Here is a 22,140-nt window from a genome sequence, read left to right as displayed (position 1 = left end):
ACAATGCAGGAGCGTAGCAATGATCTGGTTCTTCCTCTGTGTCGGCTTACTTGTGGCCGGCTACTTCATATACGGCAAATTCATCGAACGGATATTCAGCCCGAAACCCGAGCTGAAAACCCCCGCCATCACCATGGCTGACGGGGTGGACTATGTCCCCATGTCGGACAAGAAAGTCTATCTGGTTCAACTGCTCAACATCGCAGGCGTCGGCCCCATCTTCGGCCCGATCCTGGGTGCCCTCTACGGCCCGGTCGCCATGCTGTGGATCGTCTTTGGCTGCATCTTCGCCGGTGCGGTACATGACTACTTCTCCGGCATGCTGTCGGTACGCGCCAAGGGGGCCTCGGTGCCAACCGTGGTCGGTGAGCATCTGGGCACCGCCGCCAAGCACTTCATGAACCTGTTTGCCGTGGTGCTGCTGATGCTGGTGGGCGTGGTATTCGTGCTGAGCCCGGCGGGCCTCTTGGCCAACCTCACCTCCACCGATCTGGTCTACTGGATTGTGGCAATCTTTGCCTACTACATCCTCGCGACCATTGTCCCCATCGACAAGATCATCGGTCGCTTCTATCCCATCTTCGGCGCCCTGCTGGTCTTCATGTCGGTCGGCCTCATCGTTGGCCTGATCGCCTCCGGCAAAGGCTTCTACAACACCGGGATGGACTTCTCCAACCTGCACCCGACCGAACTGCCGCTCTGGCCGCTGCTCTTCATCACCATCGCCTGTGGCGCGGTATCCGGCTTCCACGCCACCCAGTCACCACTGATGGCGCGCTGCATGCAGAACGAAAAATCCGGCCGCTTCATTTTCTACGGTGCAATGATCGGTGAAGGGATCATCGCCCTTATCTGGTGCACCCTGGGTCTCTCCTTCTACGACAGCACCGAAGCGCTCAACGCTACTATGGCCAACGGCGGCCCGGCAGCCGTGGTACACGAAGTCTCCACCAGCCTGCTCGGCACCGTGGGCGGCATTCTGGCCATTCTCGGTGTGGTGATCCTGCCTATCACCTCGGGCGACACCGCATTTCGCAGTGCTCGCCTGATCGTGGCGGACTTCCTGAAGATGACCCAGAAACCGCTGGCCAAGCGTCTGCTGATTGCCATCCCCATGTTTATCCTTGGTTTTATCATCTCCAAGGCTGAATTCGGGGTGATCTGGCGCTACTTCGGCTGGGCCAACCAGACCACCGCCGTCATCATGCTGTGGGCTGCGGCTGCCTACCTCATCAAAGAGGGCAAGCTGCACTGGATCTGCACCATTCCCGCCATGTTCATGACTGCTGTGGTGATCACCTATCTGGCCAACGCCCCCATCGGATTCGGGCTGGAGATGGGGACCTCCACCATCATCGGCCTGACTGCAACGGCGGCCATTACCGTGGCCTTCCTGATGAAGTTCCGCCAGCCGCTGGTCAGCAGTACCAGCGAAGGGTAAAAACAGCAAAAAATGCAGCGAAAGCAGCACAAAAAAGGCGCCTGATGGCGCCTTTTTTAATGACAAAAAGACTAATAAGACAACTGTCGAACGGCTTCAGCTTCAATACAGCGAATAGCTTTAAGGAAAGTGCGAACAAGTATCCCACGAACAAAAAATGAAAATTTTAGTCATTTAATATCAATGGGTTACCAGTAAATGCTCTCGTGCCATATGACTTATTCGCACCTTCCTTAAGATTCCGGGCAAACTGACGATAAATGTGTGATTCTTAATTGCTTTAGTGCTTGTTGGAACCCATGATTAAGCTGTGCGTCATGCCAGTGGAGGTTATAAATGGCCCTTGATTATTTTGCCCTTGGTCTGCTCGTCTTTGTCGGGCTGGTCATTTTTTATGGCGTCATCGTTATCCACGATATTCCTTACGAGATTGCCAAACATCGGAATCACCCTCATCAGGATGCCATTCATGTGGCAGGTTGGGTCAGCCTGTTTACCCTGCACGTGCTGTGGCCCTTCCTCTGGATCTGGGCAACCCTCTATCGGCCGGATCGCGGCTGGGGCTTTAGCCAGCGGCTGCAAGAAGATGAAGAGGAGCTGGCGGCCCTCAAGCAGGAGTTGGCGGATCTGAAGAGCCGTATCAACACTATCGAACAGAGTGAGCAACAGGGATAAACCATGGACCTGCTACTGATCCTGACCTACACGGCACTGTGTGTCGCCATCTTCAAAATCTTCCGCATCCCGCTCAACAAGTGGACCGTCCCCACAGCAGCACTGGGCGGCGTGCTGCTCATCGGCACCCTGATCATGCTGATGAACTACAACCACCCCTACTCCGAGATGGCGCGCAACTACTACGTCTCCACCCCCATAGTGCCGCTGGTCAAGGGCCGGGTGGTTGAGGTGCCGGTACAGGCCAACCAGCCGGTGAAAAAAGGGGATGTGCTGTTTCGCATCGATGACGAGCCGTTCCGCCTGAAAGTGGAGAGCCTCACCGCACGGGTCGAATCCAACCGCGAACACCTCAAGTCCATCGAGGCGAGACTGCGCTCCGCCAGGCTGGATCGGGATCGCGCCAGCGACCTGATGCGCCGTGGCGTGGGCAAGCAGCGCGACCTCGACGTCACCCAAGCCAACGTGGACGACATCGTGGCCCAGATTGACCAGCAGAAAGCCACCCTGAACGATCTGCAGGCCCAGCTGATGGAAGCCAAGTACCAGCAGTCACAAACCGTGGTCTATGCCCCGAGCGATGGTCATGTGGTGCAATTGGCCCTACGCCCCGGCATGATCGCCACCCCCTTCATGTATCGTCCGGTGATGACCTTCATCCACAAGGATGACACCGCCTACGTCGGCTGGTTCTGGCAGAACAGCATGCAGAGACTGGCGGTGGGCGATGAGGCCGAAGTGGTGATCGATGGCGTACCCGGCAAGATCTTCAAAGGCAAGGTGACAGCCGTGGTTCCGGCCATTGCCGCCGGTAACGTGCAGGCCAACGCCGGTCTGCTGGATCAAACCACTGCGGTGCGCCCGGGTCGTCTGCCGGTGGTTATCTCCATCACCGACCCCGAGTGGGCCAAGTATCAGGTAATTGCAGGCTCCAGCGGGCAGGCTGCCATCTATACCCACTACTTCCACCATGTATCTGTGATGCGCAAAGTGCTGCTGCGCATGGCAAGCTGGATGAACTACATCTTCCCGTTCCATTGATCAGCACCCAAGCACCCTGCGGGCCGGCATCATGCCGGCCCGCTGTTTTTGTGACGGCAAGCACCCTATAATGGCGCCATCTTGCACCACCCCACATCGACATACCCAAGCCTGCATGTTCGTTCTCAGACCCTATCAGACCGACGCCGTCAACGCCGTTATCAGCCACTTTCGCAAACACCCGGATCCCGCCGTGGTGGTGCTGCCCACCGGGGCCGGCAAGAGTCTGGTGATCGCCGAGCTGGCCCGCAAAGCGCGCGGTCGGGTGCTGGTGCTGGCCCACGTCAAGGAGCTGGTGGAGCAGAACCACGCTAAATACGAGGCGTGGGGGCTCAAGGCCGATATTTTCGCTGCCGGCCTGGATCGCAAGGAGGCGAGCGCCCAGGTGGTGTTCGGCTCGGTGCAGTCGGTTGCCCGCAATCTGGATGCCTTTGACGGAGCGTTTTCGCTGCTGATCATCGATGAGTGCCATCGGGTCTCGCTCGATGATGACAGCCAGTACCATCAGGTGATCGACCACCTCAAGGCCGCCAATCCGGCCCTCAAGATCCTCGGCCTCACCGCCACTCCCTATCGGCTCGGGCTGGGCTGGATCTACCGGCGCCACTATCACGGCATGGTCAAGAGCCACGGCGAACGGCTGTTTGGCGACTGCGTGTTCGAGCTGCCCTTGCGTTTTATGGTCAAAAACGGCTACCTGACGCCGCCGCGCATGGTGGATGCCCCCATAGTCCACTACGACTTCAGCAAGCTGGTGGCGAGGGAGAACGGCCTCTTCAGCGAGGCGGATCTCAACGGCGAGCTCAAGCGCCAGGAGCGGGTTACCCCCCATATCCTGAGCCAGGTGCTGGAGTATGCCGCCGACCGGCAGGGGGTGATGATCTTCGCCGCCACCGTCGAACACGCCCGTGAAATTCACGGCCTGCTTGGCGCCCGAGGCCAGCAGGCAGCCCTTATCACCGGCGAAACGCCGGGGCCGGAGCGCGATGCCCTCATCAGCGCCTTCAAGGCGCGGGAGCTCAAGTTTCTGGTCAACGTGGCGGTGCTCACCACCGGCTTCGATGCCCCCCATGTCGATCTTATCGTAATGCTCAGGCCCACCGAGTCGGTCTCCCTCTATCAGCAGATTGTGGGGCGGGGCCTGCGTCTCTCGCCGGGCAAGAGCGATTGTCTGGTACTCGACTATGCGGGCAACAACTTCAACCTGTTCGCCCCCGAAGTGGGGGAGCCTCGCCCCCACGCCGGTACCGAGCCGGTACAGGTGCCCTGCCCCGCCTGCGGTTTTGCCAACACCTTCTGGGGCAAGACCGACGAGGATGGCAAGGTGATCGAGCACTACGGCCGCCGCTGTCAGGGGCTGTTTGAAGATGATGAGGGCAACCGCGAAGAGTGTGACTACCGCTTTCGCGCCAAGATCTGCCCCGGCTGCGGTGCGGAGAACGACATCGCCGCCCGCAGCTGCCAGAGCTGCGATCAGCTGCTGGTGGACCCTGACGACAAGCTTAAAGAGGCGCTCAATCTCAAGGATTGCATGGTGATCCGCTGCGCGGGGCTAACCCTCACAGCCGGGCGCGGCAAACAGGGGGAGCGGCTGGAGGTGACCTATCACGATGAGGATGGGTTGACCCTCAGCGAATACTTCGGATTTCACTCCCCGGGCGCACGGCGCTTGTTTCAACAGCACTTTGTGCGTCATCATTGGCCCGCCCCGGGGCTGGAGCCCGAATTTGCCACCCTGGCGAGCGTGCTGGCCGCGCAAAGCCAGTTCCGTCATCCGGATTTTGTCATCGCCCGCAAATCGGGTCGCTTCTGGCAGATAAAAGAGAAAATTTTTGATTATGAGGGTCGCTATCGTACCGCCAACTCGCTGGCATGATGGCGACCGGCATACATGGCATGAATTGCGTTATCCCGTCGATCCCGCATCGGCTGGTTGAATTATCAGGGTCGGCACCACTGCCGGGCCCTTCGTCACGTTAGAGGATGTTATGCAGCGGCTGTTGATTGGTTTTTGTGCTCTCTTTTCTTCTCTGGCGGCTCATGCCGCCCCGCTGACGCCCCCTCAGGGTGGCCAGTACGCCATCATGGTGCAGGGCAATAACGGCGTCGAGTTTGCCCGCCACGCGGATCAGATGATCGCCCCCGCCTCCACCATGAAGGTGCTCACCGCGCTGGCGGCCCGCCTCGAGCTGGGTGCCGACTTCCGCTTCGCCACCGACATTCAGGCCCAACCCGGTGCCAAACAGGGTGACACCATCAACGGCGATATCTGGATCAACTTCGTCGGCGACCCCACCCTCTCCCGCATGGATCTGCTGGCCCTGTTCAAGCAGCTCGGCGTCACCAGCATCAAGGGCAATGTCTACGTCAACACCGGCGCCTACAACGGCTACGAGCGCGGCAACGGCTGGTCGTGGGGGGATCAGACCCTCTGCTTCGCCGCTCCTGTCTCCTCGGTCATCATCGACAAGAACTGCGCCTACGGCACCATCACTGCCACCCAGATTGGCAAACCGGCGGTCGGCAACGTGGCCACCGGCGTCCCCATCGGCATCGGTGCCGACAACGTGGAGGTGATGAGCTATGGCGACATGGCGCGCCAGTTCTGCGCACTGGAAGTGGACATGGCCAAGGGCAACTTCTACGAGCTCAAGGGCTGTATCACCCCGAACAAGGAGCCGCAGGGGCTGCGTTTCGCCATCCACGACGTGGAAGCCTGGGGCTGGGACAACATCCGCTGGGCGATGAACCGGGCCGGTATCAAGCATGATGGCCTGCTGCGGGTCACCCACAAGGCCCCTGAAGGGGCAGAGACCCTCGGCACCCACTACTCGGTCTCCCTGCCGGTGATGCTCGCCAAGATGCTGAAGAAATCGGACAACCTCTACGCCGATACCTTCCTCAAAACCGTGGGCCGTCACTACTACAACAAGCCGGGCAGCTATCGCAGCGGCACCATGGCGGTGCGCGCCATCCTGACCAAGAACGGCATCGATCTGGGCAATGCCACTCTGGCAGACGGCTCCGGTCTTTCCGCTCACAATCTCATCAGCGCCCGTCAGATGATGTCGGTGCTGAACTTCATCCAGAAAAATGATGCCGAGCTTGGCCTGATCAAGCTGCTGCCAAGCTCTCAGGTGGATGGCACCCTGGCGTGGCGCCGCAGCGTCACCGCCCCCATGATGAAGAACAAGGTCCACGCCAAGACCGGCACCATCACCGGCACTTCCAACCTGGTGGGCTTTATCGACACTGCGGGCGGCCAGCGCAAGGCGTTTGTGATGTTCCAGCGTGGCCTGTCCCAAGATCCGGCCACCCATGAGCGCTACCGTGCCAGCAAGGCGCCGTGGCCCTGGACTGTGTTCGAGAAGGGGGTGCTGGAGAGCATCTATCAGCAGCAGCCGATCCAGATCGCCGATGAGAGCTGATCCAATAGGCCCACTCGAATCAGGGTATCGATAATTTCGGCTTCAAGTCGCCACGAGGCAGGGCTATGCTGTTGCCTGCCTCATATCAACGGCCATACATAAACGGCTTAAAAAACGGAGAGAAAATATGTTTGCAGTGATTTTTGGTCGCCCGGGTTGCCCCTACTGTGTCCGTGCCGTACAGATCGCCGAGCAGCTGACCGAACAGCGCGATGACTTCAAATTCCGCTACGTGGATATCCATGCCGAAGGCATCACCAAAGAAGATCTGGCCAAGAGCGCCGGCAAGCCGGTCAATACCGTGCCGCAGATCTTCCTGGACGAGCAGCACATCGGTGGCTGCACCGATTTCGAAGCCTATGCCAAAGCGAATCTGGGTCTCTACCAGTAATGCCAGCGGGTCATCCCGAGCGGGTTGACCGCCAGATCGTATAAAAAAATCCGGCGCTATCAGGCGCCGGATTTTTTTATGGGCAACACGCGCACATCATCCCCGATCAGGGGGTCACCGACTGGGCGGCAAAGCGCGCAATGATGGGGTTGTGATCCGAGCTGTCGGTGGCCGGTGAACTCACCTCGACCAGATCCAGATTGCGGTAGTAGAGGTGATCCAGCGGGCGACCGAAGGCGGTGCGGCGCAGATCAGGCACCGGCACGGCCTCTTGCAGACCCAGCTCGTCCACCAGTTTGTTCAGCCAGAACTGGCGCTTGTCGCTCCAGGTATTGAAATCACCGGCCAGGATCACCGGCCCCTGATGGCGGCGCACCAAGGCAGTCAGATCGTTGAGCTGCTCGCGGAAGGTGGCCATCCCCAGCTCGAAATTGACCGCATGGATATTGATGACCATCACGCCGTCGGGATCGCCCTGCAGTGGATAGAGGCTCACCAGCCCGGATTTGGGGATGCGCAGCAAAGGTTCGGGGGAGCGCACGCCACAGACGAACGCCTGCGGGGTCTTGGCCACCGTCATCACCCCGAACGACACGCCGCCCTGGGTGAAGGCTTGCAGCTGTTGCCACTGGAAATCACCGGCGCGCAGCCAGTCGAGCATATCGGGACGGGTGGCCGACTCTTGCAGCAGCACCAGATCCTGCCCCTTGGCATAACTGTCCATCCCTTCGCGCCAGTTCTTGCGCTGGCCCTTGTAGAGATTCCACACCGTCACCCCGAATTCACGGGGCAGCGCCGTGGTCGCCAACGCTACCAGCGGCGGACGCTGGCAGTCGAGTCCCGGCACAATCCCTTGAGCTGTGACCAGATGGTTCTGATCCGGCACCTCAAAACAGCCTACCAACCCCAGGGTCAGCAGGGAGGTGCCAAGAATGCGATAACTATTTTTCATTGGCTAACAACCGCCCGCCTTTGCTTTTTGTTGCGACCATCACAAACGTCATCCACGCCGACTAAGCTGATAGTCCCTGTTCCACCCAACCAGAAGGAACTTGTCTCATGGCGAAAGAACTTCGGTACAACGTGACGTTTTATGATCAACAAGGAAATTGTCATCAAGTGGAGCTGTCCACCGTCTATCAGATAAGACGGGACCCTCAATGCGATCTCTGCCTGTTCGACACCCTGCAATATGTGGGCTCGGAAGAGATGCTGGAACGCATGATACGGCAAAAAACCGGGCTTGAGCAGGAAATATCCATCATCAATGCCCGGCTGATTTAATCAGGCACTCACCGGAACCGGGCGGGATTTGCCATGTTCGTCGATGGCGACATAGGTGAAGATCCCCTCGGTCACGCAGTAACGCTGGGCATCGTTTTCCCGCAGTACCGGCTTGACCCACACCTCCAGCTTGAGCTTCATGGAACTGCGGCCGATCTTCATGCAGCGGCCGTAGCAGCAGACCACATCGCCCACCTTGACCGGACTGTGAAACGTCATGCCTTCGACGGATACGGTACAAATACGTCCTTTTGCCAGCTCCTTGGCCATAATGCCCCCACCTATATCCATCTGGGACATGATCCAGCCACCAAAAATGTCGCCATTGGGGTTGGTATCGGCTGGCATTGCCAGGGTTCTCAGCAACAACTCCCCATCGGGGTGACGTTTTGTATCTACCATCATTACCGCCTCTCTCTCATGGATGGCGGCATGATAGGGGGCGATCACCCCCTTGGCAAACCTCAATTGCCCGAGGCGGCGAGCTCGGCAAACCAGTGGGCCGGATCGGGCCAGCGATAGTTGAATCCCATCTGCTGGCAAATCAGCTGACCGTCGATGGGCTGAAATTCACCGGCAGGCTCGATAAAAACCGGCACAGGCAACCCCTGCTGGCGCGCCGCAAAGGGGTAAAACTGCTCGCGGCGCGGATGCACAGGCGCGCTCAGGTTGAAAACATCCCCGTCCTTGCCCCGTTCCAGCAGCAACATGCAAGCCGCCACCACATCGTCCAGATGGACCAGATTGACCGACTGGGCGCCGCCATCCAGGGTCTTGCCCGCGAGGAAACGGCCGGGATGGCGATCCGGGCCATAAAGGCCGGAGGGGCGCACTATCATCACCGTCTCGAAACCGGCCGCCAGCACCGCCTGCTCCGCCGCCAGCATCCGCTCGCCACGGGCATGGCGCGGTTGGGGCTCTTCACCCTCCTGCTGCCCCGCGCCCCATACCGAGGTAGCGCTGACAAACAGCACCCGCCGGGTGCCATTCGCTTTGGCCAACGCGCAGGCCTTTGCCACCGCCTGCGGGTAGTCATCGGTCTTGCTGGGCGGTACGCAGATAACCAACGATTCGCAGGGGATGGGCCACGACTCTTGTTGATCAGCAACGGACATCTCGGCAGAGCCCATGTTGGCAGAGATGGTCAGCGGATAGGCGTTGATCCCCTCCCCCTGCAGACGGGCCGCTTTTTCGGCGCTGCTGACCGTCACCGCCACCTGCTTGCCAGCCGCCAACAGGGCTCGCGCCAGCGGCAGCCCCAGCCACCCCGCCCCCAGAATGCCGATCGTCCCGGCGATATGTTGTTCTGTCATCATCCCTTCTCCTGCTTGACGCTATTTGCCCCGCAGCTTACCTGCCTTGGCATAAAAAGAAAGCTTTGGCCTGCAGATAGGGAAGGTGCGAATAAGTCACCAAGTACAAAAATACGCCTTTGTAAGCATTTGAATTAAATCGACTAAAATTTTCAGTTTTGTTGTGGAGGGTACTTGTTCTCACCCTCCCTAAGCGTGTTCTTTCCCTCGCCAATGCTACCCTCGGGGTTATCGAGTCAGGTTCACTGGCCATCCACGCCATCGGTAGTGGCCTCTCCTTGGCCAACGGTCTCGAACGTAAACATGCGGTTAAACAGGTGGATCGCCTGCTCACTAACACCAAGCTCAATGTCTGGAGCCTCTTTGACGATTGGGTGCCCTATGTGGTCGGTGAACGTACCGAGATCGTAGTCTCCATGGACTGGACCGAATTCGATGCCGATGATCACAGTACCTTGGTTATCAGCCTGCAAACCAACCACGGTCGCAGTACTCCGCTGCTGTGGAAAACCCATCGGAAATCGTTGCTCAAAGGGCAACGCAATGCCCATGAGAAAGAGCTGCTCACCAAGCTCAAGCAGACGTTGCCAGAGGGTATCTTCGTGACGGTAGTAGCTGACCGCGGCTTTGGTTACATGGAGCTGTTCGAACGCCTGGAGCAAGAGCTAGGCTTTGCTTATCTCATTAGATTTAAAGGAAATGTTTTGGTTGGTTACCCTGGTGTAGAGCAGGTTCCAGCTCGGGACTGGCTAACGCCGACCGGGCGCACCCGAACCCTCAAAGCGGTGGAGCTAACTGGGCAGCGACAGCCTGTCGAACGGGTCTATTGTTGTCATAAGAGTGGCATGAAAGACGCGTGGTTTCTGGCCAGTAACCGGACCGACCTGAGCGCCGCCAAGGCGTTGCAACTATACGGCCAGCGCTGGGGTATCGAGACCAGTTTTCGTGATATCAAAGATTACAAATTCGGCATGGGTATGGGAGATGTGCACATCAGTAATCCGGTCCGGCGCGACCGACTGTTTTTATTCAGTGCCCTGGCCATCGTCTTGCTGACGCTGCTGGGTAAGGCTGGAGACAGTGTCGGTCTAGAGAGAACGATCAAGGTCAATACCAGCAAGAGCCGAACCTATTCGTTCTTTCGGCAAGGGGTCATCTATTACCAGTTGCTACCTAAAATGAAAGAAGCCAATGCGGTCTTGTTGATGGATAAATTTATCTACTACCTGAAGCAACACCGCTTATATACCCGCACACTTGGAATTATTTGAGTCTCTAAAAATGAGGGGATCTCTGAGATGCTGCCCCGTTTTTTCTCACATATCAACGCATCATTATCAACACAATAACTGCTGCGCTTGTGATGAGACTCCAGCGATAAACACGCCATTTCCTAACAGCAAAACAAGCGGGCCAGTGGCCCGCTTCGTTTTATGCAGAGTTAACCCAATCCTCACACCGGCGGATGGAAATGGCTGGCCTCGCGGGTAGCCATCTCCTCGTAGGTGGCCCACTTCTGCCACGCCACTTGTTGCGCCACCTGCATCAGCCGGTCGGCCTCCTCCGGATGGCTCTGGGCCAGCACCCGATAACGGGTCTCCTCCTGCCGGTATTCAGCAAGGGGAATGGAGGGGCGCAAGCTGTCGAGACTGAAGGGGTTCTGCCCCGCGCTGCGCAATACCGGGTTGTAGCGCATCAGCGGCCAGTGACCGGAGGCGACGGCGCGTTTTTGCTGGGTCAGGCCAAACTCCATATCGATACCGTGGGCGATGCAGTGGCTGTAGGCGATGATAAGCGACGGGCCCGGATAGGCCTCCGCCTCACGCAAGGCCTGCAGCGCCTGCTGCGGGTTGGCACCAAAGGCGATACGGGCAACATAGACATTGCCGTAGGAGATGGCCTGCAAGGCTACATCCTTCTTGGCCAGCGTCTTGCCCCCCGCCGCAAACTTGGCGACGGCACCGAGCGGGGTCGATTTCGACATCTGACCGCCGGTGTTGGAGTAGACCTCGGTATCCATCACCAGCACGTTCACATCGCGGCCGGAGGCGAGCACATGATCGAGCCCCGCCGAGCCGATGTCATAGGCCCAGCCATCGCCGCCGATAATCCAGACCGAGCGGCGCACCAGCTGATCGATGAGTGACAGCAGCTCGCGGGCCTTGCCGGATTTCACCTCTTCCAGCCGCTCCCGCACTTGCGCGACCCGGTTGCGCTGGGCGCGGATCTCCGACTCCAGCCGCTGCGGGGCGTTGATAAGCGACTCGACCAGCGCCTCCCCCAGCTCCCCCTTCATCGCTTCAAGGGCCGCCACCGCCTGACCGTGATGCTGATCGGCGGTGAGACGAAAACCAAAGCCAAACTCGGCGTTGTCCTCAAACAGGGAGTTGGACCAGGCCGGCCCCTTCCCTTCGCCATTCTTGGCCCACGGGGTGGTCGGCAGGTTGCCGCCATAGATGGAGGAGCAACCGGTGGCGTTGGCCACCAGCATGCGATCGCCAAACAGCTGGGTCAGCAGCTTGAGATAGGGGGTCTCGCCACAGCCGGCGCAAGCGCCGGAGAACTCGAACAGGGGTTCGAGGAACTGGGCACCACGCACCGTGGAGAAGTCCACCCGTTCGCGGGCAGGCCACGGCAGACTCTCGAACCAGCGCAGTGCCTGCTTCTGACCAGCCAGATGCGGAGCCTTGTCCATCATGGCGATGGCGCGCTCACCTTCATGGCTCTCATCCGCTCCGGCCCGCACCGGACAGGCCTGCACGCACTGACCGCAGCCGGTGCAATCTTCCGGATAGAGTTGCAGGGTGTAGCGGCTGTCGGGGAAGCCCTTGGCGGTGACGGGCACCGACTGCGCTGCCTCGGGGGCGGTCGCCAGCCAATCCTGATGGTAGAACTTGGCCCGCAGCGCCGCGTGGGGGCAGACAAAGACGCAGTTGCCGCACTGGATGCAGATATCGGAGTGCCAGATCGGGATCTCGCGGGCGATATCCCGTTTCTCGAAGCGGCTGGTGGCGGTGGGGTAAGTGCCATCCACCGGCAGCATGGAGACGGGGATCAGATCGCCGCGCCCTGCCAGCATCTCGCCGGTCACCCGCTGGACAAACTCGCTGCCACCCGGCGCCAATGGCAGCGGATAGTCGCTGATCTGCTCCTCACCGGCCGGGATGGCCACCTGATGGAGGTGGGCCAGGGTGTCGTCCACCGCCGCGAAGTTGCGCTCGACCACTTCGGGCCCCTTGCGGGCATAGCTCTTCTCGATGCTCTCCTTGATCAGCGCAATCGCTTCGTCCCGCGGCAAGATGCCAGCCAACGCGAAGAAGCAGGTCTGCATGATGGTGTTGATGCGATTGCCCATACCGTTGCGTTCGGCCACCCGATCCCCATCAATGCAGTAGAGGCGGATATCGAGGGCACGGATGCGGGCACGCAGTCGCTCGGGCAGCTCGGCCCAGACACGGTCAGGCTCATAGGGAGCATTGAGCAGCAGGGTCGCCCCTTCGGCGGCGTGCTCCAGCAGATCGACCGATTCGACAAAACCCCACTGGTGGCAACCGATAAAGCTCGCCTGCTCGATAAGCCAGGGGGCGTCGATGGGCTCGGGGCCAAAGCGCAGGTGGGAGACGGTGCGCGAGCCCGACTTTTTGGAGTCGTAGACGAAGTAGCCCTGGGCGTGGAACCCCTCCAACTCGCCGATGATCTTGATGCTGTTCTTGTTGGCACCGACAGTGCCGTCGGCACCAAGGCCGAAGAAGAGCGCCCGCACCCGGCTGGCGGGCTCCAGATCGCCGATGGGGTGCCAGGCCAGACTGAGGCCCGACACATCATCGACAATCCCCACGGTAAAGCGGGGGCGCGGCGCATCGGATGCCAGCTCCTCGAACACCGCCGCGCACATGGCGGGGGTGAACTCTTTGGAGGAGAGGCCGTAACGGCCGCCACTGAGCCACGGCAACCGCTTGATAAGGCCGCGCTGCAAGCCGTCGATCAGCGCGCTCTGCACATCCAGCAGCAGCGGCTCGCCACCGGCGCCCGGCTCCTTGGTGCGATCCAGCACCGCCATGCGCCGCACGCTCTCGGGCAACGCATCGAGCAGCGCCTGTACCGGGAAGGGGCGATAGAGGCGAATGACCAGTACCCCGGTCTTGCGATCCTGCCGGTTGAGCCAATCCACTGTGGTGCGGGCGGTGGCCGCCCCCGAGCCCATCAGCACGATGACATCGGTGGCATCGGGCGCGCCGTGATACTCCACCAGCCGGTAGTGGCGGCCAGTCAGCTCGCCGAGATTGTCCATGCACTGCTGCACCCGCGCCGGTACCGCCTCGTAGAAGGGGTTGACGCTTTCGCGGGACTGGAAATAGGTATCCGGGTTCTGGGCGGTGCCACGCATCACCGGATGATCCGGGTTGAGGGCCCGCGCACGGTGGGCCCGCACCCAGTCGTTGTCGATCAGCGCGCGAATTTCATCTTTATGCAGCGCGGTGATCTTGTTCACCTCGTGGGAGGTGCGAAAGCCGTCGAAGAAGTGGATAAAGGGCACCCGGCACTGTAGGGTGACGCTATGGGCAACCAAGGCCAGGTCCTGCGCCTCCTGCACCGAGCCGGAGGCAAGCATGGCAAAGCCGGTGCTGCGCGCCGCCATCACGTCCTGATGGTCGCCAAAAATCGACAGCCCCTGCGCCGCCAGCGAACGGGCCGCCACATGGAACACCGCCGAGGTCAGCTCACCGGCGATCTTGTACATGTTGGGCAGCATCAGCATCAACCCCTGGCTGGCGGTGAAGGTGGTGGCGAGCGCCCCCGCCTGCAGGGCGCCGTGTACCGTGCCGGCCGCCCCCCCTTCACTCTGCATCTCCACCACTGTGGGGATGTTGCCCCACAGGTTGGTCTGCCCCTCTGCCGCCCAAGCATCGGCCAGTTCGGCCATAGTCGAGCTCGGGGTAATGGGGTAGATGGCACACACTTCACTCAGCTGGTAGGCCACCCGGGCCGCGGCTTCGTTACCGTCGACCATGATCAGTTCATGTTTCATAGGGACTCCTCCGGTTGGCGCAGCTCGATGGCGTGACAAGGGCACTGATCATGACAGGCACCGCAGCCGGTGCAGCGCTCGGCATCCACCTGATAGCCTTTGCCCGGCCCCAGCTTGGCTATGGCCTGCTCGGGGCAACTGCCATAGCAGCCGTCGCACTCGAAGCAGTTGCCGCAGGAGTAGCAGCGCGCCGCCTCGTAGCGGGCGGCCACCTCATCCAGCCCGCCGATGATCTCGCCAAAGTCATCCCGCGCCCACGCCGGTTTGACCGGCTGACTGCTGGCGGGCGCGTAGGTCTGGAACCAGAGTTGCAACTGCTCCGGCCCCACCAGCGGGTAGGAGAGCGGTTTGTGGTAGTGGCGACCGCGCAGCCAGGCATCCATATGGCGTGCCGCCTTCTTGCCGTGGCCGGTGGCAATGGTAACGGTGCGCTCGGAGGGCACCATGTCGCCGCCCGCAAATAGCCCCGGCACATCCGTCATCAGGTTGCCCGCCACCTGTACGACCCCCTCCTTGTTGACCCGCACGCCGGGAATACTCTCCAGCACGCTCAAGTCCACCTCTTGGCCCAGCGCCAGAATAAGGGAGTCCGCTTCGAGGGTTTCAAACTTGCCGGTGGGCACCGGCTTGCCCTCGGCATCCAGCGCCATCACCTCCACTTCGATATTGGTGCTATCGAGCTGGCGGATAGTGCGCAGCCAGTTGATCTTGATCCCCTCCTCCTCGGCCTCGTCGGCTTCAAAGGCGTGGGCCGGCATATGGTCCCGGTCGCGGCGGTAGATGATCATTGCCTCTTCAACGCCCAAACGGCGGGCGGTACGGGCCGCATCCATAGCGGTATTGCCACCCCCATAAATCGCTACCCGCCGTCCCAGTTTGGGGGGCGGCAAGCCCTGCTCTTCGGCCAGACTGGCCTGCTCTAGGAAACTCACCGCATCGAGGATCTTGCCCGCTTCCCGGGCCGGAATATCGACCCGCTTGGCCAGATGGGCGCCGATGGCCATAAAGACGGCGTCAAAGCCCCCCTCGTCGCGCTCGCGCAGCACATCCTCCACCTTGTGGTTGAGGGTCAGCGTCACTCCGGCCGCCACGATACGGGCTACCTCCCGATCCAGCACATCGCGGGGCAAACGGTAGGCGGGAATACCGAAACGCAGCATGCCGCCAGCAAGCGGCCCCGCTTCGCGGATCTCCACCTGATGGCCGAGCCGGTTGAGGTGCCAGGCGCAGGAGAGACCGGAGGGGCCAGCGCCAATTACCAGCACCTTCTTGCCGCTGGCAGGGGCAGGTGGCGCAGGCTGCCAGCCACGGGCCAGCGCCTCGTCGCCGAGGAAACGCTCGATGGCATGGATGGAGACGGATTCATCCACCTGCCCGCGATTGCAGGCGCTCTCGCAGGGGTGATAACAGACCCGGCCATGAATGGCGGGCAAAGGGTTCTCTTCGATCAGGGTCTGCCAGGCCGCCTCAAAACGGCCGGCCTGCGCCAAAGAGAGCCAGGCCTGGATATTTTCTCCAGCCGGGCAGGCGTGATTGCAGGGTGGCAGGGCCGGCCGCCAGACGGGTAGCCGGGTACGCACCGGGCCTGTTCCCGTTTTCAGGGAGAGATCCGGCAATGGGGTCATGTCCAGTTGTTTGCTCATACATTGCTTTCTTCTTTTTGTGTGACAGGCCCCACCCGATGGCGCTTGATACCGTGTAGCCGAAGCGGACGGTGGCCGGATGGGGAAGAAGCGAAAGCGTTAGAAACTGGGAACTGAGTCGATAATGGCCGCTTTTTTGTACTGATTAGCGAATCAGGATCAAAAAATGTTGCATTTTATGGTTCATAGAGACCAGAACGTGACTCAAGTAACATCTTCTCCAGCTGACCGCTGGCTTTCAGTTTGGCGAGCCCCCGATTGAAGGTTTTGATCAGCTCGTCAGCGTTGGCACGCTTGCGGCTGATCAGCAGGTGACCTTCAACTTTCATGACCGGTTTTGAATGGGTTGCAAAGAGATCGACCGTACTGGCCGGGTAGAACTGACGCAGGGAGTAGTAGCCGACATCGATGTTCTCCAGCGTCAGGTCGGCGCGGCCGGAGAGCAGCAGATCAAAGCTCTGGCGCAGCCGGGTGACGAACTGCACCTGCAGCGGCACCTGCGCGATGGCTGCAAAAAAATCTGCATTGTAGGTATAGCCACTGACCGCAGCCAGCTTGCGATCCGCCAGATCCTGATAGCCGTGCCATTCCAGCGGATCGGATTTGAGATAGAACCAGACGTAGGTCTCGCTCAGGATGGGATCGCTGTAGAGATGGGTTTTGCGCCGCTCGCTCGACTCATACCAGTGGACTGTGCCATCCACCACTCCCTCCTCCGACAAGCGAAAGGCCCGCTTCCAGGGAAGAAACTGGAACTTGACGCTCACCCCTTCACTCCTGAATGCCTCGCTCACCACATGAGGGATCAGCCCCTGATATTTCAGCGTCTCGGAGCAGTAAGGGGGATACTCTCCCGTGGTCAGGGTCAGCTCCTGCGCCCAGAGCCCGTGGCAAAAAAGGCTCCCCGCCAGCAACCAGCTTATTTTCATCCCGATGCCCTCTTGTTCTGTTTTCCCAACTATAGACCGCCCCCTTGAAAGGATTGCCGGATCGCCGGGGAACCGTTATGTTCCACTTTTTCCAGGCGATCACGCCGCGTCACAAGGATATGAAGATGCCCAGGCTAGACAGCATTCACCTCTACCCCATCAAATCGACTGCAGGTATGCCGCTGGCTCGCGCCCGGGTGACCGAAGAGGGACTGGCAGGGGATCGCCGCTACATGGTGGTCAAACCGGACGGCACCTTTATCACCGCCCGTACCCATCCCCAGCTGCAACAGGTCGTGGCCACCCCCATCGAAGGTGGCTTGCAACTGCGCTATCCGGGCTTTGAACCGCTCACCCTGCAAGAGGTCGACTTCAGCCGCGCCCCGCAAGCTACCGGAGTCTGGAGCGACCGTTTCACCGCCCTGCACACCGACCCCAAAGCCGATGGGTGGCTGAGCCGGGTGGCAGGGGAAACGGTGCAACTGCTCTGGCTGGGTGAAACCTCTGATCGCTTTCGTGAAAAGACCGGCACCCGGGTCAGCTTTGCCGACGGTTATCCGCTGCTGCTGATAAGCCAAGCCTCCCTTGAGGATCTCAATCTGCGCTCCGATGCGCTGCATCAGATGAGCCAGTTCCGCACCAATCTGGTGGCAAACAATACCCAGCCCTTCGAGGAGGACAGCTGGGTGCGCATCCGCATCGGTGAGGTGGAATTCAAGGTGGTCAAGCCCTGCAGCCGCTGCATCATGACCACGGTGGAAGCAGGCACCGATCGTTTCAACGCCCTGAAAGAGCCGCTGGCCACCCTCACCCGCTACCGCCGTGGCGAGGATGGCGAGGTCTACTTCGGCCAGAACCTGATCGCCCTGAACGAAGGGTGGATTGAGGCTGGCAGCGAGATCGAGGTGCTGGAGCGCACCAGACCGGTGGTCTATCCCGCCGCCGCACCGAAGAAGCGGGAGCTGGTCTGCGTGGCCCGCGAACCGCTGGCGCGGGATCTGGAGACCTTCTGGTTCGAAGCCGCCGATGGCGAGCCCCTGCCCGACTACCTGCCGGGCCAGCATCTGCCCATCAGTCTCGATATCAAAAATGAACGGATCCAGCGGCGCTATACCTTGAGCTCCACGCCAGATCATCCGGAGCGTTACAGCATCAGCGTCAAGAAGGTAGAGGGGGGTCGCATCTCCCACTGGCTGCACCAGCAACTGCAGGTGGGCGACCGGCTGCTGGCCGACAACCCCGCTGGCGAGTTTCACTTAGGGTCCGAGCGCAACCTACTGTTGCTCTCCGCAGGCTCCGGCGTCACCCCCATGCTGGCGATAGCGCGCACCCTGGCGCTACGCGGGGAACTGGAAGAGGTTCACTTTATGCACCTGTGCCGCAGCGAAGCGGACATACCCGCCGCCAGCGAACTGCATGCCATGGCGCAGCAGGGGATGACCCTCACCCTGATCCTTAGCCAGCCAGATAGCCACTGGCAGGGGCTGCAAGGACGACTCAATGATGAGCATCTGCAACGGATCAAAGGGCTGGCCGAAAAAGAGGTCTTTATCTGTGGCCCCCACGGTTTTATGGCCGATGCTGCCGCCAAAGTTGCGGCCCTCGGCGTTCCGACCGCACGGATCAGACAGGAGAGTTTTGGCGGCGCCATTCTCTCGGTGGCCCGCCCCCATCAGGCGGTGCAACTGCGTATCGGCGCCCAAGCCTTTACCGGCAACAATCAGGGCACAGTGCTGGATCAGGCCAACAAGCAAGGTGTAGAGCTGCCATGGAGCTGCCGCGCCGGCATCTGCGGCAGTTGCAAACAGACGCTGATCTCGGGCGAGGTGGATCACCCCGACGCCCCCGCCATCACCGCCGCCGAGCGGGCAGAGGGCAAGATCCTTGCCTGCTGCGCCGTGCCGCTCACAGACATCGTCATCAAATAGGGTGATCGAGCCACGAAAAGGCTGGCTGGGCCCCGATCCTGGCCGACCTTTTCCCCCCTGTCGACCCGCGGTTCCTCCATTCTCGTCTCTTTCTCGCCCCGCCTGCGCAACCATGCCGACGATGACTTCTATACTCACAGCAATAACAACAAAACCCCTCCGACGTAGCGGCCTTTGCCGTCTGACCAAGGGGGTTACCCGGTGAGAATAAGGACGCTCAAACCATGGAACAGAACAAACCCGCCTTTCAACTCAACCTCTTGCTCTCCGTCATCACCCTGATCCTGCTGTCACTGGTGTTTTTCGCCTACAGCTGGGCGGGTAAACAACTGGAAGAGAGTTATCGACAACAATATCTCTCCTACCTGCTGGCCGACGAGCTGCGCCAATCCTCCGATGACCCGACTCGGTCGCACCTACGTCATCACCAAGGATCCAGCCTACGAGCAGCAGTACATGCGGATACTGGCCATTCGCAACGGCGAACAGCCGAGACCGGATGGCTACAACCGTATCTATTGGGATTTTGTCGCGGCCAACGGCCAGAATCCTCGCCCCGACAGCAATGTTCGCCGCGGCCTGATCGATCTGATGAAGGATGCCGGTTTCACCGATGCTGAACTCGCCAAGCTCAACGAGGCCAAAAACAACTCGGATGCGCTGGTCAACACCGAGGTCGCCGCCTTCAAACTGGTGCAGCAGAGCGATGGCGACCCGGTTGCCAACCAGCAAAAAGCCATCGCCATGATGCATGACAAAGCCTATCACCAGAACAAGGGGCGCATCATGTCCCCTATCGATGACTTCTACGTGATGATGGAGCAGCGCAACCATGAGGCAGTCGAGAGCGCCATCGCCAATACCGATATGCTGCGCTATCTCTTTATCGCCCTCGGTCTGGTGTTGATGTTCTTCCTCTGGCGCACCTATCGCTCCCTGCTCGATCTGGTGGGCACCTCGGTCGAACAGCTCAAGACCGATCTCCATATGATGGCGGAAGGGGACTTCTCGCGCCCCATCAAGGTGCCGCCAGGATCGAAAGAGAGCCTGATCGGTCTGCTCGGCGGTATGCAGACCACCCTCAAGGGGATCATCGCCAAGGTCTCCCACTCCACCGAGGAGCTGTCCCACTCTGCTGACAGCATCGCCCAGATCGCCGAGCAGACAGCCCAGTTTGCCACCGATCAGCAAACCAGCACCCAGACCATGGCCGCCGCCATCGAGGAGCTGGTGGTGAGCATCAGTCACCTCTCCGACAACGCCACTCATGCCGACGAGCTGAGCAAGGTCTCAGCCAATACCCTGGAGGAGGGGTCAGGGGTCATTAAAGAGACGCTCGGCAGCATCGAGAATATCTCCACCACAGTGGGGGATGCGGCCAGCACCATCTCCGAGCTCAACGGCCATACCCAGCAGATTTCGGAGATCATCGGGGTGATCCGCGGCATCGCCGATCAGACCAACCTGCTGGCCCTCAACGCGGCCATCGAGGCGGCGCGGGCCGGTGAACAGGGTCGCGGCTTTGCGGTGGTGGCCGACGAGGTGCGCAATCTGGCCAGCCGCTCGGCGGCCTCAACCCAGCAGATCACCGGGATGATCAGCAAGATCCAGAGCGGGGCGGATGCCTCCATCCGCAGCATGGAGAACACGGTCAACAACGTCTCTCGCGGGGTCACGCTGGCTAACCAGACCGGCGAGGCGATCGCCAGCATCCAGAGCCACGCCTCCAACCTCACCGGCCTGATGGGGGAGATCAGCCACACCCTGCGCGAGCAGTCCACCGCCGCCAACGAGGTAGTCTCCACCGTCGGCAACATCACCTCTCTCTCCGAGCAATCGGGGGATGCCGCCCGTCACGTATCTCAAGAGGCGGCCAAGCTCAAGCAGCTGTCACGGGTGCTGCGCCAGGAGATGGGGCACTTCAAACTTTAAAAATGCTGCAAAGCAAAACGGCTGCCCGAAGGCAGCCGTTTTTTATGGCTATGTCCCAATTACGTGTTGCATGGGGCGCCCCAGCGCCTCATGCAAACATGCTTTGATATTTACGCCTTTTCCGTAACGCTCCAACATCCGGCGCCAACCCAGGTAGTTCTTCAGGTAGTGCGTCGCCACGCCATGGAACCGCTCCATCCACTCTTTCAACCGATGGTGATATCCGTTCACATGCTGGATGTGATACGCACCGACTACCCGTTCGCCTTGACGATTGCGCACCACCTGATGGGTTATACCCTGTTCCTTGCTGAAACAGGCATACACACCCGCCCCATCGCTACACAGCACCGCATCTGGTGACACCAACGGCTTTAACACCGCGATGACCGTCTCGGCATCTATTTTCTCCAACTGGAAATCCGCATGGTGGCCTGTACGGTCTTGTACCACCATCACCGGGATGTAATCTGGCCCGGTTCCACGAGTTCGACCTTTACCACCGCGATGACGTGGTGGACGCGGCAGTCCCCGCTGCCCCTTGAACGATTCAAGGAAGAAGGTCTCATCAACCTCAACGATGCCCTCTTCCCGGGTGGCCTGATGGGTTGCCATCGCGCGCAAGAAGCGGTGACGCCAGAGGAACGCGGTGTTTTTGCTGACCCCACAGCGCCGCGCAGCCTTGCGGACAGTCAGTCCTTCGATGAGGGCTTGCGCGTAGTCTTCCCAGCACTGTGCTTTACGCAATCTGGCCAAGGGCGTCTTGGTCAGAACGGTGCTGGTGCGCAGACACAGTTTGCAACGGTAGCGTCGCAGCCCCCGACTCCATCCCCAAGGCGCCAGCTGGGTAACATCGGCCTGACAATGGGGGCAGCCACTGCATGCCGGTAACTGAGTATTGAGCGAGGTAATCGTGTGGGGTGCAGTGAGCTCCTGCTGAGCAACACGGCGCTGGCGCAGGGTTAACTGGGGAAAGAGAGACAGCAGGTGTTGAAAGGCTGGGGTATCCATGATGGTTGACCTCAAGGTGATGGCCTACTTCAAGATTAGCCTTTCAACACGTAATTGGGACAGAGCCTTTTTTATGCGGGGTTATCCCCCGTCAT

15 protein-coding genes and 2 pseudogenes are annotated in these 22,140 nt (G+C 60.2%); 10 read left to right on the top strand and 7 right to left on the bottom strand.

The annotated features are described in order from the left end of the window. The first annotated feature begins 19 nt into the window (after positions 1 to 19). From OKC31_RS17445 to OKC31_RS17420, 6 genes are all read left to right on the top strand, one after another. On the top strand, positions 20 to 1,441 hold the full coding sequence (locus tag OKC31_RS17445; protein WP_005350521.1) for a carbon starvation CstA family protein: 1,422 nt from the start codon (positions 20 to 22) through the stop codon (positions 1,439 to 1,441). Between the two features lie 336 nt (positions 1,442 to 1,777). Then, positions 1,778 to 2,116, top strand: a complete 339-nt coding sequence (locus tag OKC31_RS17440) for a DUF3302 domain-containing protein (RefSeq protein ID WP_257124649.1) — start codon at positions 1,778 to 1,780, stop codon at positions 2,114 to 2,116. Positions 2,117 to 2,119: 3 nt separating this feature from the next. Next, positions 2,120 to 3,157 carry an HlyD family secretion protein gene (locus OKC31_RS17435; protein ID WP_075115488.1) on the top strand — a complete coding sequence of 346 codons (1,038 nt, stop codon included), beginning with the start codon at positions 2,120 to 2,122 and terminating at the stop codon, positions 3,155 to 3,157. A gap of 115 nt (positions 3,158 to 3,272) precedes the next feature. After that, positions 3,273 to 5,033 carry a DEAD/DEAH box helicase gene (locus OKC31_RS17430; protein WP_257124648.1) on the top strand — a complete coding sequence of 587 codons (1,761 nt, stop codon included), beginning with the start codon at positions 3,273 to 3,275 and terminating at the stop codon, positions 5,031 to 5,033. A gap of 112 nt (positions 5,034 to 5,145) precedes the next feature. Beyond that, positions 5,146 to 6,585 carry a D-alanyl-D-alanine carboxypeptidase/D-alanyl-D-alanine endopeptidase gene (dacB, locus tag OKC31_RS17425; protein ID WP_005350510.1) on the top strand — a complete coding sequence of 480 codons (1,440 nt, stop codon included), beginning with the start codon at positions 5,146 to 5,148 and terminating at the stop codon, positions 6,583 to 6,585. Between the two features lie 94 nt (positions 6,586 to 6,679). Then, the gene (locus OKC31_RS17420) at positions 6,680 to 6,976 is read left to right on the top strand and encodes a GrxA family glutaredoxin (RefSeq protein WP_223849348.1); all 297 of its coding nucleotides are present in this window, start codon (positions 6,680 to 6,682) and stop codon (positions 6,974 to 6,976) included. Between the two features lie 106 nt (positions 6,977 to 7,082). Here OKC31_RS17420 and OKC31_RS17415 read toward each other — a convergent pair whose 3' ends face one another. Next, positions 7,083 to 7,928 (bottom strand): endonuclease/exonuclease/phosphatase family protein, encoded by an 846-nt coding sequence (locus tag OKC31_RS17415; RefSeq protein ID WP_005337873.1) that lies wholly within the window; start codon positions 7,926 to 7,928, stop codon positions 7,083 to 7,085. A gap of 107 nt (positions 7,929 to 8,035) precedes the next feature. Between OKC31_RS17415 and OKC31_RS17410 the strand changes: the two genes are divergently transcribed. Beyond that, positions 8,036 to 8,260, top strand: a complete 225-nt coding sequence (locus tag OKC31_RS17410) for a hypothetical protein (RefSeq protein WP_005344394.1) — start codon at positions 8,036 to 8,038, stop codon at positions 8,258 to 8,260. On the opposite strand, the gene yciA is transcribed toward OKC31_RS17410, so the two are convergent. Beyond that, positions 8,261 to 8,665: an acyl-CoA thioester hydrolase YciA gene (yciA, locus tag OKC31_RS17405; RefSeq protein ID WP_033113469.1), complete on the bottom strand. Its 405-nt coding sequence runs from the start codon at positions 8,663 to 8,665 to the stop codon at positions 8,261 to 8,263. A gap of 59 nt (positions 8,666 to 8,724) precedes the next feature. Further along, positions 8,725 to 9,573 carry an NAD-dependent epimerase/dehydratase family protein gene (locus OKC31_RS17400; RefSeq protein ID WP_257124978.1) on the bottom strand — a complete coding sequence of 283 codons (849 nt, stop codon included), beginning with the start codon at positions 9,571 to 9,573 and terminating at the stop codon, positions 8,725 to 8,727. 191 nt (positions 9,574 to 9,764) lie between these two features. Here OKC31_RS17400 and OKC31_RS17395 point away from each other — a divergent pair. Further along, a pseudogene (locus tag OKC31_RS17395) lies at positions 9,765 to 10,844 on the top strand (IS4-like element ISAs18 family transposase); the annotation flags it as partial. Positions 10,845 to 11,026: 182 nt separating this feature from the next. On the opposite strand, the gene nifJ reads toward OKC31_RS17395, so the two are convergent. The 3 genes from nifJ to OKC31_RS17380 all read right to left on the bottom strand — a co-directional run bounded on the left by nifJ (position 11,027) and on the right by OKC31_RS17380 (position 17,174). After that, entirely contained in the window at positions 11,027 to 14,602 is a 3,576-nt protein-coding gene (gene nifJ / locus OKC31_RS17390; RefSeq protein ID WP_270657335.1) for a pyruvate:ferredoxin (flavodoxin) oxidoreductase, read from the bottom strand. Beyond that, positions 14,599 to 16,245: an NAD(P)-binding protein gene (locus OKC31_RS17385; RefSeq protein ID WP_257124646.1), complete on the bottom strand. Its 1,647-nt coding sequence runs from the start codon at positions 16,243 to 16,245 to the stop codon at positions 14,599 to 14,601. The genes nifJ and OKC31_RS17385 overlap by 4 nt, the downstream gene beginning before the upstream one ends. A 176-nt stretch (positions 16,246 to 16,421) precedes the next feature. Beyond that, positions 16,422 to 17,174 carry a substrate-binding periplasmic protein gene (locus tag OKC31_RS17380; protein ID WP_115544057.1) on the bottom strand — a complete coding sequence of 251 codons (753 nt, stop codon included), beginning with the start codon at positions 17,172 to 17,174 and terminating at the stop codon, positions 16,422 to 16,424. Positions 17,175 to 17,251: 77 nt separating this feature from the next. On the opposite strand from OKC31_RS17380, the gene OKC31_RS17375 reads away from it, so the two are divergent. Next, complete coding sequence (locus OKC31_RS17375) at positions 17,252 to 19,102, top strand: hybrid-cluster NAD(P)-dependent oxidoreductase (RefSeq protein ID WP_270657334.1); 1,851 nt, start codon at positions 17,252 to 17,254, stop codon at positions 19,100 to 19,102. 224 nt (positions 19,103 to 19,326) lie between these two features. After that, positions 19,327 to 21,034 (top strand): annotated as a pseudogene (locus tag OKC31_RS17370) (methyl-accepting chemotaxis protein). A gap of 48 nt (positions 21,035 to 21,082) precedes the next feature. Here OKC31_RS17370 and OKC31_RS17365 read toward each other — a convergent pair. Then, the gene (locus tag OKC31_RS17365; RefSeq protein ID WP_270657333.1) at positions 21,083 to 22,045 is read right to left on the bottom strand and encodes an IS1595 family transposase; all 963 of its coding nucleotides are present in this window, start codon (positions 22,043 to 22,045) and stop codon (positions 21,083 to 21,085) included. Positions 22,046 to 22,140 lie beyond the last annotated feature (95 nt).

Origin of the sequence: Aeromonas sp. Y293-4, assembly GCF_027705905.1 — a bacterium.
GTDB classification, from domain to species: domain Bacteria; phylum Pseudomonadota; class Gammaproteobacteria; order Enterobacterales; family Aeromonadaceae; genus Aeromonas; species Aeromonas veronii.
This window is presented reverse-complemented; position numbering and strand designations above follow the sequence as displayed.

What these genes read in the sequence shown, in the direction of transcription:
- OKC31_RS17440 (WP_257124649.1), top strand. Translation starts at nt 1,778, where the DNA reads ATGGCCCTTGATTATTTTGCCCTTGGTCTGCTCGTCTTTGTCGGGCTG.
- OKC31_RS17400 (WP_257124978.1), bottom strand. Translation starts at nt 9,573, where the DNA reads ATGACAGAACAACATATCGCCGGGACGATCGGCATTCTGGGGGCGGGG.
- OKC31_RS17375 (WP_270657334.1), top strand. Translation starts at nt 17,252, where the DNA reads ATGTTCCACTTTTTCCAGGCGATCACGCCGCGTCACAAGGATATGAAG.
- yciA (WP_033113469.1), bottom strand. Translation starts at nt 8,665, where the DNA reads ATGATGGTAGATACAAAACGTCACCCCGATGGGGAGTTGTTGCTGAGA.
- OKC31_RS17365 (WP_270657333.1), bottom strand. Translation starts at nt 22,045, where the DNA reads ATGGATACCCCAGCCTTTCAACACCTGCTGTCTCTCTTTCCCCAGTTA.
- nifJ (WP_270657335.1), bottom strand. Translation starts at nt 14,602, where the DNA reads ATGAAACATGAACTGATCATGGTCGACGGTAACGAAGCCGCGGCCCGG.
- OKC31_RS17430 (WP_257124648.1), top strand. Translation starts at nt 3,273, where the DNA reads ATGTTCGTTCTCAGACCCTATCAGACCGACGCCGTCAACGCCGTTATC.
- OKC31_RS17385 (WP_257124646.1), bottom strand. Translation starts at nt 16,245, where the DNA reads ATGAGCAAACAACTGGACATGACCCCATTGCCGGATCTCTCCCTGAAA.
- dacB (WP_005350510.1), top strand. Translation starts at nt 5,146, where the DNA reads ATGCAGCGGCTGTTGATTGGTTTTTGTGCTCTCTTTTCTTCTCTGGCG.
- OKC31_RS17410 (WP_005344394.1), top strand. Translation starts at nt 8,036, where the DNA reads ATGGCGAAAGAACTTCGGTACAACGTGACGTTTTATGATCAACAAGGA.
- OKC31_RS17445 (WP_005350521.1), top strand. Translation starts at nt 20, where the DNA reads ATGATCTGGTTCTTCCTCTGTGTCGGCTTACTTGTGGCCGGCTACTTC.
- OKC31_RS17415 (WP_005337873.1), bottom strand. Translation starts at nt 7,928, where the DNA reads ATGAAAAATAGTTATCGCATTCTTGGCACCTCCCTGCTGACCCTGGGG.
- OKC31_RS17380 (WP_115544057.1), bottom strand. Translation starts at nt 17,174, where the DNA reads ATGAAAATAAGCTGGTTGCTGGCGGGGAGCCTTTTTTGCCACGGGCTC.
- OKC31_RS17435 (WP_075115488.1), top strand. Translation starts at nt 2,120, where the DNA reads ATGGACCTGCTACTGATCCTGACCTACACGGCACTGTGTGTCGCCATC.